At 62.6% G+C, this 18,601-nt stretch carries 16 protein-coding genes; 8 read left to right on the top strand and 8 right to left on the bottom strand.

Translation table 11 applies throughout. The annotated features are described in order from the left end of the window. Positions 1-264: 264 nt before the first annotated feature. On the top strand, positions 265-1,851 hold the full coding sequence (locus FIV39_RS20795) for an ABC-F family ATPase (RefSeq protein ID WP_074846575.1): 1,587 nt from the start codon (positions 265-267) through the stop codon (positions 1,849-1,851). Positions 1,852-2,186: 335 nt separating this feature from the next. Beyond that, positions 2,187-3,362, top strand: coding sequence for an MFS transporter (locus tag FIV39_RS20800; protein WP_090404829.1), 1,176 nt, complete (start codon positions 2,187-2,189; stop codon positions 3,360-3,362). On the opposite strand, the gene FIV39_RS20805 is transcribed toward FIV39_RS20800, so the two are convergent. Together FIV39_RS20805 and FIV39_RS20810 are read right to left on the bottom strand one after the other, a co-directional pair. Then, positions 3,356-4,393, bottom strand: coding sequence for an alpha/beta hydrolase family protein (locus FIV39_RS20805; protein ID WP_090404832.1), 1,038 nt, complete (start codon positions 4,391-4,393; stop codon positions 3,356-3,358). The genes FIV39_RS20800 and FIV39_RS20805 overlap by 7 nt on opposite strands. A 241-nt stretch (positions 4,394-4,634) precedes the next feature. Next, positions 4,635-5,246 carry an FMN-dependent NADH-azoreductase gene (locus FIV39_RS20810; protein ID WP_090404835.1) on the bottom strand — a complete coding sequence of 204 codons (612 nt, stop codon included), beginning with the start codon at positions 5,244-5,246 and terminating at the stop codon, positions 4,635-4,637. Positions 5,247-5,371: 125 nt separating this feature from the next. Between FIV39_RS20810 and FIV39_RS20815 the strand changes: the two genes are divergently transcribed. Next, a complete protein-coding gene (locus FIV39_RS20815; protein WP_090404840.1) occupies positions 5,372-6,280 on the top strand; it encodes a LysR substrate-binding domain-containing protein in 909 nt (302 codons plus the stop codon). Next, on the top strand, positions 6,277-6,633 hold the full coding sequence (locus tag FIV39_RS20820) for an MmcQ/YjbR family DNA-binding protein (RefSeq protein ID WP_090404843.1): 357 nt from the start codon (positions 6,277-6,279) through the stop codon (positions 6,631-6,633). The genes FIV39_RS20815 and FIV39_RS20820 overlap by 4 nt, the downstream gene beginning before the upstream one ends. Here FIV39_RS20820 and FIV39_RS20825 read toward each other — a convergent pair. Beyond that, on the bottom strand, positions 6,622-7,005 hold the full coding sequence (locus tag FIV39_RS20825; RefSeq protein ID WP_090404848.1) for a DUF1294 domain-containing protein: 384 nt from the start codon (positions 7,003-7,005) through the stop codon (positions 6,622-6,624). The two genes, FIV39_RS20820 and FIV39_RS20825, sit on opposite strands and share 12 nt — an antisense overlap. Further along, positions 7,002-7,832, bottom strand: a complete 831-nt coding sequence (locus FIV39_RS20830) for an undecaprenyl-diphosphate phosphatase (RefSeq protein WP_090404851.1) — start codon at positions 7,830-7,832, stop codon at positions 7,002-7,004. Before FIV39_RS20830 ends, FIV39_RS20825 begins: the two co-directional genes overlap by 4 nt. Before the next feature lie 232 nt (positions 7,833-8,064). On the opposite strand from FIV39_RS20830, the gene FIV39_RS20835 reads away from it, so the two are divergent. The 3 genes from FIV39_RS20835 (at position 8,065) to FIV39_RS20845 (ending at position 10,899) form a co-directional block, all read left to right on the top strand. Then, positions 8,065-9,699, top strand: coding sequence for a methyl-accepting chemotaxis protein (locus FIV39_RS20835; RefSeq protein WP_090404854.1), 1,635 nt, complete (start codon positions 8,065-8,067; stop codon positions 9,697-9,699). A 115-nt stretch (positions 9,700-9,814) separates the two neighbouring features. Further along, a complete protein-coding gene (pnuC, locus tag FIV39_RS20840; protein ID WP_090404858.1) occupies positions 9,815-10,378 on the top strand; it encodes a nicotinamide riboside transporter PnuC in 564 nt (187 codons plus the stop codon). Then, positions 10,375-10,899, top strand: coding sequence for an AAA family ATPase (locus FIV39_RS20845; RefSeq protein WP_090404860.1), 525 nt, complete (start codon positions 10,375-10,377; stop codon positions 10,897-10,899). Before pnuC ends, FIV39_RS20845 begins: the two co-directional genes overlap by 4 nt. 281 nt (positions 10,900-11,180) lie before the next feature. Here FIV39_RS20845 and ggt read toward each other — a convergent pair whose 3' ends face one another. Next, positions 11,181-12,905 (bottom strand): gamma-glutamyltransferase, encoded by a 1,725-nt coding sequence (gene ggt, locus FIV39_RS20850; protein ID WP_090404864.1) that lies wholly within the window; start codon positions 12,903-12,905, stop codon positions 11,181-11,183. Between the two features lie 160 nt (positions 12,906-13,065). Between ggt and FIV39_RS20855 the strand changes: the two genes are divergently transcribed. Continuing rightward, complete coding sequence (locus FIV39_RS20855; protein WP_090404867.1) at positions 13,066-13,713, top strand: TetR/AcrR family transcriptional regulator; 648 nt, start codon at positions 13,066-13,068, stop codon at positions 13,711-13,713. Here FIV39_RS20855 and FIV39_RS20860 read toward each other — a convergent pair. From FIV39_RS20860 to FIV39_RS20870, 3 genes are all read right to left on the bottom strand, one after another. Then, positions 13,710-17,231, bottom strand: a complete 3,522-nt coding sequence (locus FIV39_RS20860) for a molybdopterin cofactor-binding domain-containing protein (protein ID WP_090410010.1) — start codon at positions 17,229-17,231, stop codon at positions 13,710-13,712. The genes FIV39_RS20855 and FIV39_RS20860 overlap by 4 nt on opposite strands. Positions 17,232-17,236: 5 nt before the next feature. Then, positions 17,237-17,719, bottom strand: a complete 483-nt coding sequence (locus FIV39_RS20865) for a (2Fe-2S)-binding protein (RefSeq protein ID WP_090404870.1) — start codon at positions 17,717-17,719, stop codon at positions 17,237-17,239. A gap of 199 nt (positions 17,720-17,918) precedes the next feature. Then, complete coding sequence (locus tag FIV39_RS20870; protein WP_090410013.1) at positions 17,919-18,353, bottom strand: MarR family winged helix-turn-helix transcriptional regulator; 435 nt, start codon at positions 18,351-18,353, stop codon at positions 17,919-17,921. Positions 18,354-18,601: the final 248 nt, after the last annotated feature.

Here is an 18,601-nt window from a genome sequence, read left to right on the forward strand (position 1 = left end):
GCGTTGCGATCATACGGTCCGCTCTCCATTCTGAACAACCCGCCACCTTGGGGTGACCATGCGCCACTCGAGGTTGAAGGCTCTGAACATCCGTCGTCGGCTGCCATACAACTGTCGCCTGACATATGCGACAATGCGCGCCAAATTCCAACACACATCCCCCATTTTTTGCTCAGCGACCGGGTTTCGCGCCTTGATGTCGCTGTTGATGCATGCCTGAAGGCTCCTGCCGCCACGCTCGCAACCCATTGATAGGTAAAGTAATTGATCTCCACAGCTAACATCACCATGCAGTTCGGCGCCAAGCCGCTCTTTGAGAACGTCTCGGTCAAGTTCGGCGCCGGCAACCGGTATGGTCTGATCGGTGCCAACGGTTGCGGCAAGTCGACCTTCATGAAAATCCTCGGCGGCGACCTCGATCCGTCCGGCGGCCAGGTCATGCTGGAGCCGAATGTGCGCCTGGGTAAACTGCGCCAGGACCAGTTCGCCTACGAAGAATTCACCGTGCTCGACACCGTGATCATGGGTCACGAGGAGCTGTGGAAGGTCAAGGCCGAGCGCGACCGTATCTACTCGCTGCCGGAAATGAGCGAAGACGACGGCATGGCCGTGGCCGAGCTGGAAACCGAGTTCGCCGAGATGGACGGCTACACCGCCGAATCCCGCGCCGGTGAACTGCTGCTGGGCCTGGGTATTCCCCTGGAACAGCACTTCGGCCCGATGAGCGAAGTGTCCCCAGGCTGGAAGCTGCGTGTGTTGCTGGCCCAGGCGCTGTTCTCGGATCCGGAAGTGCTGTTGCTCGACGAACCGACCAACCACCTGGACATCAACACCATCCGCTGGCTGGAAAACATCCTGACCCAGCGCTCCAGCCTGATGATCATCATCTCTCACGACCGTCACTTCCTGAACAGCGTGTGCACCCACATGGCTGACCTGGACTACGGCGAGCTGCGCCTGTTCCCGGGCAACTACGACGAGTACATGACCGTGGCGACCCAGTCCCGCGAGCAACTGCTGTCGGACAACGCCAAGAAGAAAGCGCAGATCTCCGAGCTGCAATCCTTCGTCAGTCGCTTCTCGGCCAACGCCTCGAAAGCCAAGCAGGCGACTTCCCGTGCCAAGGCGATCGACAAGATCCAGCTGGCCGAGGTCAAGCCTTCGAGCCGCGTGAGCCCGTTCATCCGTTTCGAACAAACCAAAAAGCTGCACCGCCAGGCGGTCATCGTCGAGCGCATGGCCAAAGGCTTCGACGGCAAGCCGCTGTTCAAGGACTTCAGCTTCCAGGTTGAAGCCGGCGAGCGCGTGGCGATCATCGGCCCGAACGGTATCGGCAAGACCACCCTGCTGCGCACCCTGGTCAACGAACTGACCCCGGATGCCGGCAGCATCAAGTGGACCGACGCCGCTGAACTGGGCTACTACGCCCAGGATCACGCGAGTGACTTCGAAAACGACATGAGCCTGTTCGACTGGATGGGCCAGTGGACCCAAGGCGAGCAAGTGATCCGTGGCACCCTGGGCCGCATGCTGTTCTCCAACGACGAGATCCTCAAGTCAGTCAAGGTGATCTCCGGTGGTGAGCAAGGCCGCATGCTGTTCGGCAAGCTGATCCTGCAAAAGCCGAACGTGCTGATCATGGACGAACCGACCAACCACTTGGACATGGAATCCATCGAGGCACTGAACCTGGCGCTGGAGAACTACCCGGGCACGCTGATCTTCGTCAGCCATGACCGTGAGTTCGTATCGTCCCTGGCCACCCGCATCATCGAGTTGAGCGCCAACGGCGTGATCGACTTCAGCGGCACCTACGACGACTACCTGCGCAGCCAAGGCGTGGTGTTCTAACAATAGCGACCTGAAACCCTGGGAGCATGCTTGTTGTGGCGGGCATGCTTGTTGTGGTGAGCGGGCTTGTTGTGGCGAGCGGGCTTGCCCCGCGCTGGGCTGCGCAGCGGCCCCAATAAAAAACACCGCATTCTGCCAGGCAAAACGCGGTGTTCGTTTTCAGGGCTGCTGCGCAGCCCAGCGCGGGGCAAGCCCGCTCGCCACAACAAGCCCGCTCGCCACAAAAGTGCGCTCGCCACAGTAAGCCGGTTTCTCAGCCAAAATAGTTAGGCTGCTTCCTTTTCCCCCAAGCCCTTGCCATGATGCGTTCACCGCCCGCCCGCGAACGAGTGCCCATGTCCAACGCCGCCCCCTCCTCCCTGTCGATCACCCTGCAGATCGTCTCCATCGTCTTCTACACCTTCATCGCCTTTATCTGCATCGGCCTGCCGATTGCGGTAATCCCAGGCTATGTACATGAGCAACTGGGCTTCAGCGCGGTAGTGGCCGGGGTCACCATCGGTTCGCAGTACCTCGCAACCCTGCTCAGCCGTCCCATGGCCGGGCGCATGTCCGACAACGTCGGCACCAAGCGCGCGATTGTGCTGGGGCTGGCCGGCATCCTGATCAGCGGTGTGTTGACGTTCTTCGCCACCCTGGTGGACAGCCTGCCCAGCCTGAGCCTGGGGATCCTGATCGTCGGCCGGCTGTTGCTGGGCGTAGCCCAAGGCCTGATCGGCGTGGGCACCATCAGTTGGTGCATGGGCCAGGTCGGGGCGGAGCACACGGCGCGGTCGATTTCGTGGAATGGCATTGCCTCCTACGGCGCCATCGCGATTGGCGCGCCGCTGGGGGTGGTGATGGTCGCCGAATATGGCTACACCAGCCTGGGTATCGCGCTGTCGGTATTGGCGGCGCTGGGCCTGGTGCTGATCCGCAATAAGCCCTCGGTGCCGGTGGTGCGCGGCGAGCGCCTGCCGTTCTGGGCGGTGTTCGGGCGCATCGCACCGTTTGGTGCCAGCCTGTGTCTGGCGTCCATCGGCTACGGCACCCTGACCACCTTTATCACCCTGTATTACCTCAATCGCGGCTGGGTCGGCGCGGCGTACTGCCTCACGGTGTTTGGCGTGTGTTTTATCGTCTCGCGACTGGTGTTCATCTCGGCGATCAGCCGCTTTGGCGGCTTCAGGGCGGCGATTGCGTGCATGATCATCGAAACCCTGGGCCTGACGCTGCTGTGGCTGGCGCCGTCCACCGGCGTGGCCTTGATCGGTGCAGGGCTGACCGGCTTTGGTTTGTCGCTGGTGTACCCGGCGCTGGGCGTGGAAGCCATCAAGCAGGTGCCCAACAGCAGCCGCGGTGCAGGCCTGAGTGCGTATGCGGTGTTTTTCGACCTCGCGCTGGCGATTGCAGGGCCGTTGATGGGTGCCGTGGCGTTGAACCTGGGTTACAGCTGGATTTTCTTCTGTGCGGCGCTGTTGTCGGTCACTGCGTTGGGCGTGACCTTGCTGCTCAAGCGCCGCGCTTACTGATCAGCGGTCTGCAAGCCGGCGCGGGTAGATTGGCCGAGGGTGTGGGTGAAAAAACGCCCGGCCTCGGAGATCAGGTCGCGGTGGATGCCCTCACGGTCGACACCGTCGGCATCGGTGCAGATGGCCGGCATCGCGGCCAGTTGGTCGCTGTCACACGGCGCCATGAACACGAAGTGCCCTGCCCCCGCCAGCAGCTTGAAGTCCGGCGGCTCCGGCAGCTTGCGCGCCAGGGCGGCAGCGTTCTTGTCTACCGCCACCAGCTTGTCGCCGTCGCCGCTGTAGAGCAGCACCGGCACATGCACGTCGGCGAGGGTGTGGCGACCGAACATCAGGCTCAATGGCGCCATCAACATCAAGGAATGAATACGCGGGTCGGATTGCGGCTGCAGGTCGTCACGGTCCACCACCAGTTCGCCGTTGGTGGTGCAGGCATCGCGATCTTCGGGGCGTTCCTGGCAATAGCGGCGCAGGCGGTCGAAGTCCGGCTTGGCACCCGCCAGGATCAACGCGGTTTCACCACCGGCCGAATAGCCGATAACCCCTACCTGATTGACGTTGACGAACGGCGATAGCATCGGGTCGGCCAGGGTGGCGGTGATCGCTTCGGAAATCTGGATCGGCCGGCCGTACAGGTTACTTACCGTGCCCAGGCGGCTATGGTCCTTGTAGTTATCGCCGGGATGCAGCACCGCGACCACTACAAAGCCTTTGCGCGCCAGCGACGTGGCCAGGTCATGCAGCGCCAACGGCGTACCGGTGTTGCCGTGGGACAGCATCAGCATCGGGAAGCGGCCAATGGCGATCTTGGAATCTTCGGTAGCGGCGACGTGATAGGGACCCAGTTGCGTGCTGTGTTCATCGTCGGTGGAGGGGTAGAACGCCACCGCTTTCATCGGCTGCAGGTCCAGCGGGTCGAGAAAGGTCATGCGATGGAAGCCCACACTCCAATGGGGGTGCGGCGCCGGCGCGGCGTGCACTGAAATCAGGCCGCCGAGCAGGGAAAGAACCATAACAGCACAAAGACGCATCATGAGGATGTCCACCTTTGCTGCGCGACCACGTTGAATACCCGCGGCATATCGATCTGAGAAGTCCATGGTTCAAGTTACTCACACTGGGTGATAAACCCATGTGTGCATAACCTGGGCCAAAGTAATGACAGCGGATAAACGGAAAAACTCCGTACGCCGGTCGTTTCAAGGCGACCAGAATACGGAGTTTAGGCGCCCGGCTTCAGATTGAAACCGAGCAGAGGCGAAATTTACACACGCCTTACGCAGCAGCGAACAATTGTTCGTTGATGAGTACGTTCGCGTCGCTCAGGGATTTGCTGCGCACTTCATCACCGTAGGCCAGGCCGTGGGCGCGCACGAATTCGATGTCGGTAATGCCGAGGAAGCCCAGCATCACTTTCAGGTATTCCTCGTGGGCAACACCCGTCGCCTGGCCAACGTGCAAGCCGCCGGAGGTGGAAACAATGATGACTTTCTTGTTGCCGCACAGACCTTCAGGGCCGGCTTCGGTGTAGCGGAAGGTCTGGCCGGCGACGGCGATGCGGTCGATCCAGGCTTTCAATTGGGTTGGAATGGTGAAGTTGTACATCGGCGCAGCCAATACCACGGCATCGGCGGCGAGGAATTCAGCCAGGGTCTTGGCGCTCAGGTCGGCCTCGTGCTGTTGTGCGGCGTCACGCAGCTCGGCGGCGGTGCCCAGGGCACCCAGGGTCGCGCCGGAGAAGTGGTTGATGCCTTCGCTGGCGAGGTCACGGTAGGTCACTTCCACACCCGGCTCGGCCGCTTGCCAGGCCTTGACTACGCCAGCGCTGAGCTGACGGGACGCCGAGTTGTCGCCGAGGATGCTGGAATCGATGTGCAATAGTTTCATGGTGGATCTCCGAGGTGGGATCGACAGTGGCGATCAGATGGTGGTGATGCTACGCATGAAATCAATAGTCGATAAGACGCCTGAAATGCGATAGTTTGTCCCACTGACAGGACAATAGGCTGACCATGCAAGACCTCAACGACCTCTACTATTTCGCCAAAGTCGTCGAAGCCGGCGGCTTCGCGGCGGCCGGACGGCTTTTGGGCATTCCCAAGTCACGTCTGTCGCGGCGCATTGCCGAGCTGGAAGAACGCCTCGGCGCGCGCCTGCTGCAACGCACCACGCGGCAACTGACCCTCACCGCCGTCGGCGAACGCTACCTGCGCCACTGCCAGGCGATGCTGTTGGAGGCGGAAATGGCCGACGAGGCCGTCGCCAGCATGTCCAGCGAACCCCGCGGGCGGCTGCGGGTCACATGCCCGGTGGGGCTGGCGCAGCACTTCCTACCGGAACTGGTCGCCGGTTTTCTCGCCGCCAACCCCCAGGTACAGCTGGAGATGACCCTGGTCAACCGCCGCGTCGACCTGGTCGCCGAGGGCATCGATGTGGCACTGCGAGTGCGCGATCTCGGTGATGAAGACCCGCTGCTGGTCACCAAGCGCCTGCGCCAGGCCCAGACCGTGCTGGTCGCCAGCCCCGCATTCATGCTCGGTCGCCAGGTGAACACCCTCGACGATCTCAAGCAACTGCCGATACTCGGTGCGCTGGAGGCGGATCGCCTGGTGCATCAGCGCATCCTCGACCCCCAGGGCAACCCACACAATCTGGCGATGGAAGCCCGCCTGGGCATCGACGACTTCATCGTGCGCAAGGCCAGCGCCGTCATGGGCCTGGGCTTTACCGTGCTGCCGATGATGTACTGCGAAGAGGAGCTGGCCAACGGTCGGTTGGTGCAACTGCTGCCGCAATGGTCGTTGCCGGGCGGCTGGCTGCAAGCCGTCTACCCGCATCGCCGTGGCGTACTGCCGGCGATTCGCGCCTGGATCGATTACCTGGAAGAAGGCTTTAAGAGCTGCGGAGACCGCTCGCTATGAAGATGACCGAAGCACAAGTCGCGACGTTCTGCCTGAGCCTGCCCGGCGCGCGGGAAGACTACAAATGGGGCGGCGTGCGGGTGTTCTCGATAGCCGGCAACAAGATGTTCGCCCTGCAAAACCTGCGCGGTGATTCGCTGGCGTTCAAGGTCGACAAGGAATTGTTCCTCGGCCATGTCGACCGTCCCGGCATCCACCCGGCGCCGTACCTGGCACGCGCGCAGTGGATCATCATGAACACGCCCTACCCGCTGGGCGCCGAGGAACTGCGCGGCTTGTTGCAGCGCTCCCACCAGTTGGTGGTGAGCAAACTGCCCAAGCGCACGCAGGTCGGCTTGCTGCTAGAGAACTGACAGTAGCGTGCCGCCGAGGAACAACTGGTCCAGCCAGAACACCTGGTGCAACAGCACAATCACCCAGAACAGCACCTGATAAGAGACCTTGCGCGTCTTATGCCGGAACACCTGCTGGGCAATCAACGCTCCCGGCCAGCCGCCCGCCAGTTCCACGGCGTGGAGGATGTTCTCCGGGGTGCGCCAGCTGTCGGTGCGGGCCTTGCGCTTGTCGCTCCAATACAGGAAGAACGCCAGCACGCTGACCACGCCGTAGGCCGCCAACGGAAGCACGGTTTCGCCGCGCAGCCACACCAACACCGAACCCACCAGTGGCGCGGCGCACAACAGCACAAAAATCGCCGCTTTCAGGCGCAGGTGCTGAACCATCATGCCTTGGCCGCAGCCCAGTCGATCCAGCCGAATTGCCACGTCGCCAGGATCAGCAGGCCGAACGCAATGCGGTACCAGGCAAACGCCGCATAACTGTGGCTGGCAATGAACTTGAGCAGGCCCTTGACCGCAATCATCGCGAAGATGAACGAGGTGACGAAACCGATGGCAAACACCGGCAGGTCCGCCGGCTGGAACAGGTCGCGGTATTTGTAGCCCGAGTACACCGCCGCACCGACCATGGTCGGCATGGCCAGGAAGAACGAAAACTCGGTGGCGGTCTTGCGCGACAGGCCGAACAGCAGGCCGCCGATGATGGTCGAGCCGGAGCGCGACGTACCCGGGATCATTGCCAGGCACTGGGCAAAACCGACTTTGAGCGCATCTTTCCAGGTGATGTCATCGACGCTTTCGGCGTGCACTTCATGCTCGCGGCGCTCGGCCCACAGCATGACGATGCCGCCGATCACCAACGCGGTGGCCACGGTGATCGGGTTGAACAGGTAGTGGTGGATCAGGTCGGCAAAAATCACCCCCAGCACGACAGCCGGCAGGAACGCGATCAGCAGGTTGATCGTGAAGCGCTGGGCGTTGCGCTGGGTCGGCAACCCGGTGACCACATCGAGGATCTTGCGCCGGAACTCCCATACCACCGCCAGGATGGCGCCCAGCTGGATGATGATGTTGAACGCCATGGCGCGCTCGCCGCCGAAGTCGAGCAAGTCGGCGACGATAATCTGGTGGCCGGTACTGGAGATCGGCAGGAACTCCGTAAGCCCCTCCACTACGCCAAGAATCAATGCCTGAATGGCGGTCCAAAAATCCATGTTTCCCCCAAAGGTCATGCGCCGTGGCATGCCTTGTTAGTCTTTTTTAATGGTTCACTGACGACGAGCACACTGAAGGCCCAGTGTTGATAATGGTCAACGCCGGACTGCAAAAATTCTGTGAAAATCAAGCAGCACTCAGGTTTTGCGATTTCAGGCCGAAAGCCTATCAGACAAGGCGTAAAAGTCGATGCGACGCCCACAATTATAAAAAGCCCGGAGTGACAGGACGATGAACAGTTTGCGCAATATGTCGATCAGCCGACGCCTCTGGCTGATCCTGATAGTCGCCGTGCTGATGCTGCTGGCCTTGGGTTTATTGATGCTCAAGCAGATCCATGACGACCTCTACCAGGCCAAGCGCCAACAGACCCAGCACGTGGTCCAGACCGCCAGCGGGATCCTGACGTTTTATCACAGCCTCGAAACCACTGGCGTGATGACCCGCGACGCCGCGCAAAAACAAGCCCTGAGCGCGGTGCGCGGCTTGCGCTATGACCACGACGACTATTTCTGGATCAACGACCTCACGCCCGTGATGATCATGCACCCGGCCAACCCCAAGCTGGACGGCCAGAACCTCTCGGCCATCCGCGACCCCGACGGGTTTGCCGTGTTCAACGAGTTCGTGAGCCTGGCCAAGGCCAAGGGCGCCGGCATCATCAATTACCGTTGGCCGAAACCGGGTGCCGAGGCGCCGGTGGCGAAAACCTCGTATATCCAACTGTTCGAACCCTGGGGCTGGATCATCGGCTCCGGCGTGTACGTGGACGATGTGCAGGCCGAGTTCAACGGCCAGGTATGGAAAACCTCATTTATCGGCCTGGGCATTGCGCTGGTGATGGCCTTGCTGGTGTCGCTGATTGCCCGCAGTATCGTGCGCCCCTTGCAGGATGCGGTAAACGCCATGGGCAATATCGCCAGCGGCGAAAGCGACCTGACCCGCAGCCTCGACACCCATGGCCGCGACGAAGTCACCCAGCTGGCCCAACACTTCAATACCTTCACCGCCAAGCTGCGCCAGGTGGTGAGCCAGTTGCAGGCGTGCGCCAACGCCTTGGGCCAGTCGTCCACGGAGCTGGGCAACAACGCCAGCCAGGCCCATGACCGCAGCCAGCAGCAGTCGCAGCAGATGGAACTGGTGGCCACCGCCATCAACGAGGTCACCTACGGCGTGCAGGACGTGGCCAAGAACGCCGAACACGCCGCCAGCGAAATGCGCGACGCCCAGGCCCAGGCGCAGCAAGGCCAGGTCAATATCGACGGCAGCCTGCAGCGGATCGATCAGCTCTCCACCACCATCAGCCAGGCGGTGGAAGTGATCCGCACCCTGTCCAGCGAAAGCACGCAAATCGGTGGCGTGTTGGAAGTGATCCGCTCCATCGCCGACCAGACCAACCTGCTGGCCCTGAACGCCGCCATCGAAGCCGCGCGCGCCGGGGAACAAGGCCGTGGTTTTGCCGTGGTGGCCGACGAGGTGCGCCTGCTGGCCCAGCGCACGCAAAAATCCACCGCCGAGATCCAGGCGATGATCGAGCGCCTACAAGGCCACTCGGAAGCGGCGGTGAAGGTGATCAGCGACAGCCACAGCGCCTCGCAACTGACCATCGAACAAGCCGGCCAGGCCGGTGCCAGCCTGACAGCCATCGGCCAGGCCCTGCACAACCTCAACGGCCTGAACGCGTCGATTGCCAGCGCCACCCTGCAACAGGCCCATGTGGTGGAAGACATCAACCAGAACGTCACCCAGGCCGCCGGCTTGTCCCACAGCACCGCATTGGCAGCGGAACAATCCAGCGTCGCCAGCGTGCATTTGCGCGGGCTGAGCGAACAGCTCGACGGCCTGCTACGCCAATTCAAGGTCTAGCGCAGTCCAACCTGTGGGAGGGGGCTAGCCCTTCCCACATTTACCCTCCAGTGTTTTGAAGATTGCTTACCTCTGGTTACAATCCCCGCCCTCTCTCATTTCCCAAGGAACCGCCATGTCCGGGCTTGAACTGTTCGCCGCCGCCCTGGGGGTGATCGCTGTCTGGCTGACGGTCAAACAAAACCCCTGGTGCTGGCCCATCGGCCTGGTGATGGTGTTGCTGTACACCTGGGTGTTCTATGACGTGAAACTCTATTCCGACATGCTGCTGCAGGTGGTCTACGCCGCCTTGCAAGTCTATGGCTGGTGGCAGTGGACCCGCGCCGGCGAGGTCAAGCAAGGCCGCCAGGTCACCAGCCTGGGAGTGCCGGCGATCATGACCAGCCTGGCGGTCGGCGCGGTCGGCAGCCTGCTGCTGGGCGCTGCGATGGCGCACTGGACCGACGCCGCGCAACCCTGGCTCGATGCCGCCCTCACCGGTTTCAGCCTGGTGGCGCAACTGTGGATGGCGCAGAAACGCGTGCAATGCTGGCCGCTGTGGATTGCCGTGGACGTGATTTTCGTCGGGCTGTTCCTCTACAAAGGCCTCTATCTCACCGCCGTCCTTTATGCACTGTTCACCGTGATCGCTGTGCAAGGCTGGCGTGAATGGCGCGCCGACCCGGCGTTGCAACCATGAAGGTGGTGGTACTGGCCGGCCCCGAATCCAGCGGTAAAAGCTGGCTGGCCGCCGAGTTGCACGCGCATTTCGGCGGGCTGATGGTGCGTGAATACGTGCGCGATTTCATGGACCACCACCAGCGCGACACCAGTCTGGCGGATATTCCGGCCATCGCCCACGGCCAACTGGCCTGGGAAGATGCCGCCCGCGCCCAGCAGCCGCACCTGCTGGTCCTCGACACGCACCTGCTGACCAACAAACTGTGGAGCCAGACCCTGTTCGGTGACTACCCGGCGTGGCTGGACGACGAACTGCTGGCGCGGCACTACGACCTGCACCTGCTGCTATCGCCGGACGATGTGGAATGGACTGCCGATGGCCAACGCTGCCAGCCGGAACTGGCCGACCGCCAGGCGTTTTTCCAGGGCAGCCTGGCGTGGATGCAGCAGCATCGACAGGCGGTTGTGGTGATTCGGGGGGATTGGGAAGCGCGCAAACAGGCGGCGTTTTCAGCAGTGGAACACCTGCTTCAACCATAACACTGTCCTCACTGTGGGAGGGGGCTTGCCCGAATGCCAGTCAGTTAAGAGATAGAACGGGCAAACAGTAACCTGTGGCGAGCGGGCTTGTCGAATCGTCGCACCGCCCGCGTTGGGCTGCGCAGCAGCGCCCCGGACCTGCCTGGCACACTGCAGCGCTCTTATTGGGGCTGCTTCGCAGCCCAACGCGGGGCAAGCCCGCTCGCCACAGTTACAGTGTTCCTCCTTAACTGACTGGCATTAGGGCAAGCCCCCTCCCACATTTTTGACCGTGTCAGGCTTTAGTAGCCCAGCGACAGGCCGGTATTACGACGCGGGTCATTCGCGCCATAGAAGCGGTTGCTGCCCACCGGTTTACCGTCCAGGGAGGGGGCGCCCACCAGGATCGCCGCCAAGTGGTTGGCGTCCTGCGGCCCGGCAAACTTATGACCCCAGCTTTCCAGAATCTTCTGGGTGTCCGGGCTGACGGCGAAGGTCTCAAGGTTGGTGGTTTCCGGCATCCACTGCTGGTGGAAACGCGGCGCGTCCACGGCTTCCTGGATGTTCATCTTGTAGTCGATGACATTCAGGATGGTCAGCAAGGTGGCGGTAATAATGCGGCTGCCGCCCGGCGTACCCACGACCATCACGGCCTTGCCGTCCTTGGTCACGATGGTCGGGCTCATCGACGACAGCGGCGCCTTGCCCGGTGCGATGGCGTTGGCTTCACCCTGGACCAGGCCGTACATGTTCGGCACGCCGACCTTGACGGTGAAGTCGTCCATTTCATCGTTGAGAATCACCCCGGTCTTGCTGGCCATCACCCCTGCACCGAACCAGTCGTTGAGGGTGTAGGTCACCGAGACCGCGTTGCCCCACTTGTCGACGATGGAATAGTGAGTGGTGTTGTTGCCCTCGTGGGGCGACACGCCCGGCTTGATCGCCTGGGAATCCCCGGCCTTGTGCGGCTCGATGGCGTCACGCAGTTTGGCCGCGTAGTTCTTGTCCAGCAGATGCTCGATCGGGTTCTTGACGAAATCCGGATCGCCCAGGTAGCTGTTACGGTCCACGTAGGCGTGGCGCATGGCTTCGATCTGGTAGTGCAGGCCCTGGGCCGAGTGATAGCCCAGGTCGGCCATCGGGTAGCCTTCGAGGATGTTCATGATCTGGCAGATCACCACACCGCCCGAGCTTGGCGGCGGTGCCGAGACCACGTGGTAGCCACGGTAATCGCACTCGATGGGCGCCAGTTCGCGGGTCTTGTATTTGTCGAGGTCGGCCTGGGTGATGATGCCCTTGCCGGCTTGGCTGGAGTCCACCAGGGCCTTGGCGACCCAACCTTTATAGAAACCGTCGGTGCCCTTGGCGGAGATTTCCTTCAGGGTCTTGGCCAGGTCTTTCTGCACCAGCTTCTGGCCGACCTGCATCGGCTGGCCGTTGTGCAGGAAAATCCCGCGCATGTCCTTGTCTTTTTCGAACTCGCCGGTGGCGGTGTGCAGCAGGTCGATATCCCCCTGCTCCAGGGCAAAGCCGTTTTCCGCCAGCTTGATCGCCGGGGCAATCACCTGGGCGCGCTTGAGGGTGCCGTACTTGCTCAGGGCCAGCTCCATGCCGGACACGGTGCCGGGCACGCCGACGGCCAGGTGGCCCTTGGCACTCAGGCCTTCGACAACATTGCCGGCCTTGTCCAGGTACATGTCAGCGGTGGCTGCCAACGGGGCTTTTTCGCGGAAGTCGAGGAAGGTCTTGCGCCCGTCCGCCAGTTGCACGGTCATGAACCCGCCGCCGCCCAGGTTCCCTGCCGCCGGGTACACCACTGCCAGCGCGTAGCCGACCGCCACCGCGGCATCGACCGCATTACCGCCGGCCTTGAGTACATCCACGCCGACATGCGTGGCCAAATGCTGGGCGGTCACCACCATGCCATTTTCACCGGCCACCGGCGCCTGGGAAGCGGCTTGCACGCCGCTGACCGTCAGCACCAAGGCGGTGGCAATTAATGTGTGGCTGAAGGGTTGGTATTTCATCCATGGCTACTCTAGTTATTGAGATGCACCAAAATAGCCCGGCCTAAATTTAATCCCCAGCGCAATGGCGTTTTTATTACAGAACCTGTCGGTCATAGAACGGAGCGGAAAAAGCCCATGCTATATTTCGCGCCCAAACTGTCCTGCAAGGCGTTTTGACATGGCGATCAAGAAGACCGGAATTCGTGCCCAACAGGCCGACCAGACGCGTTCGCGCATCTTGCAGGCGGCGGTCAAGGTGTTCACCCGCGACGGCTATTCCGGGGGGCGCGTCGACACCATTTCCAAGGAGGCCGACTCCAACGACCGTATGCTCTATTACTATTTCGGCAGCAAGGAACACCTGTTCGTCTGCGTGCTGGAACACACCTACGAGCAGTTCAACAGGGCCGAAAGCAAACTCAAACTGGACCTGGCTGCGCCGGTGCAGGCCCTGCGCGAGCTGGTCGCGTTTATCTGGACCTACTACGTCAAGCACCCGGAGTTCGTGGCGATCCTGAGCATCGAGAACCTGCACCAGGGCAAGCACGCCAAGCAGTCCGGCGAACTGCGCAGGCTGTCGGGGGAAGCGGTCGGCGTGCTGCGCCCGATCATCGAAGCCGGCCAGGCCCAAGGCGTGTTCCGCGAGGATGTCGACCTCAAGCACGTGTACTTGATGATCGCCTCGCTGTGCTACTTCTATAACTCCAACCGCCACACCCTCAGCTCATTCCTCGGGGAAGACCTGTCGAACAAGACCCCGCAGCAGGACTGGCTGGCCTTTATCAGCGACCTGGTGGTACGCGGCGTCACCCCCCTCCCACACTAATGAGTGCCAGGGTTGGCGCGCAGGTGCGCAACCTTCTGTTCCAACCCATTCCACGTCGGCGCATTCGGCGCAAACCGCCCGCGCAGGTACGCCACCAGATCCGCCACCTGGCTATTCGACAAACTGTCCTTGAAGCCCGGCATGTAGCCCAGATCCTCGGTCGCCGGATTGCTGATGCCTTGCAGGATTACCTTGATCAAATTGTCCGGCTGGTCGCTGTGCACGTTGGTATTGGTCGCCAGCGACGGGCTCACCCCGAACAACGTCGGCCCCAGCCCGTCGGCGTGGCAGGCCTTGCACGCCCCTTCGAACACGCGCCGGCCATTGGGATTTGGCAGCGTGGTCGCCACCTGTACTTGCGCAACGGCTTCGCCCTTCAGCGACGCCAGGTACACCGCCATGGCGCGGATATCCGCCTTGGGCAGTTTCGACAACTCACTCACCACCGGCCCCATCGGGCCTGCCGCTACGCCGTGTGCATCGGAATAGCCGGTGCTCAGGTAAGTGAATAGCTGGTCCTCGGTCCACGGCGTCGGCGCCTTGGACAACCCTGTCAACGCCGGCGCTTCCCAACCATCGACCGTACCGCCGGCCAGGAACGCCTTGCCGCCCTTCTCGGCCCCCATCAGGTTGCGTGGCGAATGGCACGCGGCGCAGTGGCCCAAGCCGTTCACCAGATAATTGCCGCGATTCCACTGCTCACCACGTTCAGGCTGCAAAGTGATTTCACCGCGCCGCAGATTCAGGGCATTCCACCCCGCCATCAGCGGCCGGAGATTGAACGGAAAAACCATGGCATTCGGCGTCGGCGCCTGGCTGACCGGCGCCTGGGACATCAGGTAGGCGTACAGCGCCTGCATATCCGCATCGTTGATATTGCGAAACGCCGTGTAGGGAAACGCCGGGTACAGGTTGCGCCCGTCGCGGCCAATGCCATCGCGCATCGCCCGCTCAAAGGCCGGGTACGACCAGGCGCCGATGCCGGTGTTTACATCCGGGGTGATATTGCTGCTGTACAGCGTGCCGAACGGTGTCTCCATCGCCAGCCCGCCCGCGTTGGTCGCACCACCCGGCGCCGTATGGCACACCGCGCAATCACCCACCGCCGCCAGCAGGCGTCCACGTTCCAGGGTGGCCTTGGACCAGGTGCCGGCGCTGGGCGGCGCGATGGGCGCGATTTCATTGTGAAATGGCCAGGCCGTGGCCAGCAGCGCGCCCAACGTCGCGAACAGCGCACCGAACCACCACTTGCGGCGTTTTTCCGGCGATTTGGCCGGCTCACCCGAGGCCCCGGCATTCAGCGCCGCCAGCACCCGCTCCGGGGTGATCGGCAGTTCGCGAAAACGAATCCCGGTGGCGTCGTAGATCGCATTGGCAATCGCCGCCGCGCTGGGCACCGACGCCGACTCACCCGCGCCCATGGGCGGCTGGTCCTGGCGCGGCATCATCAGCACATCGATCTGCGGCACCTCAGGGAAGGTCAGGATCGGGTACCCGCCCCACTCCTTGCTCGCTACCGTCGACTCTTCGAAGGTCACACGCTCTTTGAGCACGCGGCTGGTGGACTGGATCACATTGCCGTGGATCTGATGCTGCACGCCCGCCGGGTTGATCATCATCCCCGAGTCATGCCCGATCACCACCCGCGTCACCGACACATCGCCGGTGTGTTTGTCGATCGCCACATCCGCCACCCAGGCGGCCCACGCCGCGCCGAAGCCGGGGAACTTGCTGTGGATGTAACGCGCGTAGGCAAAGCCGCGACCGCGCAACAGGTGATCGTCACTGGCGGTTTGCATCGGCGCGGTGCGCGGTGACCAGTTGGCGCGTTCGGCGGTGGATTTCACCAGGTCGATGGCGCGCTCGTCCTTGAGATAGCGCAGGCGGTATTCCACCGGGTCGACGCCGGCAGCGAAGGCCAGTTCATCGATATAGGATTCGTGGGCAAAGGTGTTGGGCAACGCCGACACGCCGCGCATCCACGAAGCGCGCACGATGGGCGCCATGTCGTTGATGGTCACGCGCAGGTTGTCGATGTCGTAGGGCGGAATCGAAGTGCGGTCGCCCATCTCGAACATCGCCGCCACCGGTTCGACGCGGCCGGTGAGCAGGAGTGCCAGGGTCGGTGCCCCGTTGGAGGGGTAGCTGGTTTCGAAGTCGTAGGCGGCGATGCTGCCGTCGGCATTGAGGCCGCCGTCCACCTCCATCAACTGCGCGGTGCCCTTGGGCTCCCACAGATGCTCCTGTTCGCGGCTCAGCTGTACGCGCACCGGCTTGCCCACCGCGCGGGACAGCAGCAAGGCGTCGGCGCACACATCGTCAGCGCAATTGCGGCCATAACAGCCGGAAGCCTCCATGCGGATGACGTCGATCAGCGCCTCATCGCACTCCAGCAACCACGCCAGGTCGGCGCGCAGCAGGTGCGGGTTCTGGCTGCCGGACCACACGCGACTGCCTGTCGGCGCGTAGTCGGCCAGCCCGCAGGAGGGGCCGATGGAGCCATGCATCTGGTACGGCCACAGGTACGTGCGCGGCATGCGTTGGCTGGCATTGGCCAGGGCTGCGGCGACATTGCCTTGGTCGAGCACCGTGCGGCGTACCCGTGGGTTGTCGCGGATGGCCTGCTCCACATCGCTCATGTCCGGCAGCGCGGTGTTCCAGGGTTTCCAATGCACCTGCAACGTCTGCGCGGCCTTGATCGCCTGCTCTTCGCGCAGCGCCACCACGCCGACAAAATCACCGATCACCACCACCGCGACGATACCGGGGATATGCGCGATGGAGTCTTCATCCACGCGCAGCAGGCTGTTGCCGACAAAGTCACCGCAATCGAGCCCGGCATACGGCGGGCGAATCACCCGGCCGTGGAGCATGCCGGGCACGCGCATATCGTGCACATAAGTCAGTTCGCCGGTGGCCTTGCCCGGGATGTCCACCCGCGCGGCGCCCTTGCCCACCAGGCGGTAATCCGGGGTGGCCTTGAGAGGCGCATCGCCGCTGATGCGCAACTGATGATGCTGGCCGCTGACCAGTTCCGCGTAGGTGCTGGTACGCCCGTCGGCGCTGTGAATCACGCCACCTTCCACCTTGAGGCTGGCCGTGCTCACGCCCCAGCGCCCCGCCGCCCGCGCCAGTAAGCAGCGCCGCGCTTGCGCCGCCGCGTTACGCAGTGGGATCGCGGAAATCTGCAACGTGGCACTGGCAATGGTCGCGCCCTGGTTCGGCACACGCTCGGTGTCGCCGAGCACCATCTTCACCTGCTCCATGCTCAGGTCGAGTTCCTCGGCGACGATCTGCGCCAGCGCGGTACGGATGCCGGTGCCCAGGTCGACATGGCCGTTGAACGCATACACCAGGCCGTCATCGTTGACGGCGATAAACAGCCCCAGTTCCTTGGGCTTCACGCTCGGCGTACCGCCCTTGGCCACCGGCCCCGAAGGCGGTAGCACGTCATCGACGATCAACAAAACGCCAGTTTTGGCCAGCCACTGGTCACGGGAAAGCGGGGTGTCGGTCATGGTCATCAATCCACGTTCATCAGGCGCGCGGCACGCAGCACCGCGCGAAGGATTTCGATATGGGTGCCGCAGCGGCAAAGGTTGCCCGACAGCTCAAGGCGCACCTGGGCTTCGCTGGGGCTGGGGTTGCGGTCGAGCAAGGCCTTGGTGGTCATGATCATGCCGTTGAGGCAGTAGCCGCATTGCGCGGCCTGTTCATCGATAAACGCTTGCTGCACCGGGTGCAGCGCCTGGCGGGTGCCGAGGCCTTCGAGGGTGACGATCTCACGCCCCACCGCGCCCGACAGCGGAAACACACACGAGCGCGCAGCGACGCCGTCGATGATCACGGTGCACGCACCGCATTCGCCCAGGCCGCAGCCGTACTTGGGGCCGTTGAGTTGCAGGTCATTGCGCAGTACCAGCAACAGCGGCGTATCCGCCATGGCGCTGACTTCGCTGGTTTGCCCGTTGACCTCAAGCGCTACCGTGATGTGCTGGCTGATCATTTGCTTCGCCCAAGCCCATTGATGAAGTAGACACTACATTAAACAGTCAAAAAAAAGCGTCGCGGACCTGGGGTCTCGCGACACACTTGACTGATGAAGTGCCCGCTACATCAACAGAGAGCAAAAACGATGCCAAAAGGCTCGGCACATCCACTGTGGCGAGCGGGCTTGCCACAATAGGTACGACTCCAGGCGGCTATCAGTCCTGGGGATCGTCGATCATCTTGCGCAACAGAAACAGCACCGCCACCCGTTCGGCGGGGTTGAGGTTGCTCATGGTCAGTTCGCTGATCTGTGCGGCGCGGGGGGTGGTTTGCGCGACCAACTCGGCACCGGCGGCGGACAGGTCGACCACTACCTTGCGCTTGTCCTGCGGGTCGGGCTCCAGGGTGATCAGTTCCTTGGCCTTGAGCCGCTCGACGATACCGCGAATGGTCGCCTGGTCCACGGCCGTGGCCTTGACCAGCTCGGTGAGAGAACTTGCACCGTGATCGCGCAACGCACACAGGGTGACGAACTGCACGGCGGTGAGCTGGGAGTCGCCGACATTCTGCTGAAAGATCGCCAGGTGGCGCTGGTAGGCCTTGCGCAACAGGTGGCCAACTTGCTCAGAAAAAACGTAGGAATCAGGCACGGCGGGCTCGGTGGGTGGTTGGCGATGGGGAGGCATGATGGCGGGGATGCCGAAATGACTCAAGGATCTCATTGCCTGAATGCGGTCAAAATGTGGGAAGGAGCTTGCCCAAATGCCGGTCAGTTAAGGAGGAACACTGTAACTGTGGCGAGCGGGCTTGCCCCGCGTTGGGCTGCGAAGCAGCCCCAAAACACAGCCCCGGACCTGCCTGGCACACTGCAGCGCTCTTATTGGGGCTGCTGCGCAAG

Origin of the sequence: Pseudomonas grimontii, from assembly GCF_007858185.1 — a bacterium.
GTDB classification, from domain to species: Bacteria; Pseudomonadota; Gammaproteobacteria; order Pseudomonadales; family Pseudomonadaceae; genus Aquipseudomonas; species Aquipseudomonas grimontii.

What these genes read in the sequence shown, in the direction of transcription:
- FIV39_RS20800 (WP_090404829.1), top strand. Translation starts at nt 2,187, where the DNA reads ATGTCCAACGCCGCCCCCTCCTCCCTGTCGATCACCCTGCAGATCGTC.
- FIV39_RS20805 (WP_090404832.1), bottom strand. Translation starts at nt 4,393, where the DNA reads ATGATGCGTCTTTGTGCTGTTATGGTTCTTTCCCTGCTCGGCGGCCTG.
- FIV39_RS20810 (WP_090404835.1), bottom strand. Translation starts at nt 5,246, where the DNA reads ATGAAACTATTGCACATCGATTCCAGCATCCTCGGCGACAACTCGGCG.
- FIV39_RS20815 (WP_090404840.1), top strand. Translation starts at nt 5,372, where the DNA reads ATGCAAGACCTCAACGACCTCTACTATTTCGCCAAAGTCGTCGAAGCC.
- FIV39_RS20820 (WP_090404843.1), top strand. Translation starts at nt 6,277, where the DNA reads ATGAAGATGACCGAAGCACAAGTCGCGACGTTCTGCCTGAGCCTGCCC.
- FIV39_RS20825 (WP_090404848.1), bottom strand. Translation starts at nt 7,005, where the DNA reads ATGATGGTTCAGCACCTGCGCCTGAAAGCGGCGATTTTTGTGCTGTTG.
- FIV39_RS20830 (WP_090404851.1), bottom strand. Translation starts at nt 7,832, where the DNA reads ATGGATTTTTGGACCGCCATTCAGGCATTGATTCTTGGCGTAGTGGAG.
- FIV39_RS20835 (WP_090404854.1), top strand. Translation starts at nt 8,065, where the DNA reads ATGAACAGTTTGCGCAATATGTCGATCAGCCGACGCCTCTGGCTGATC.
- pnuC (WP_090404858.1), top strand. Translation starts at nt 9,815, where the DNA reads ATGTCCGGGCTTGAACTGTTCGCCGCCGCCCTGGGGGTGATCGCTGTC.
- FIV39_RS20845 (WP_090404860.1), top strand. Translation starts at nt 10,375, where the DNA reads ATGAAGGTGGTGGTACTGGCCGGCCCCGAATCCAGCGGTAAAAGCTGG.
- ggt (WP_090404864.1), bottom strand. Translation starts at nt 12,905, where the DNA reads ATGAAATACCAACCCTTCAGCCACACATTAATTGCCACCGCCTTGGTG.
- FIV39_RS20855 (WP_090404867.1), top strand. Translation starts at nt 13,066, where the DNA reads ATGGCGATCAAGAAGACCGGAATTCGTGCCCAACAGGCCGACCAGACG.
- FIV39_RS20860 (WP_090410010.1), bottom strand. Translation starts at nt 17,231, where the DNA reads ATGACCGACACCCCGCTTTCCCGTGACCAGTGGCTGGCCAAAACTGGC.
- FIV39_RS20865 (WP_090404870.1), bottom strand. Translation starts at nt 17,719, where the DNA reads ATGATCAGCCAGCACATCACGGTAGCGCTTGAGGTCAACGGGCAAACC.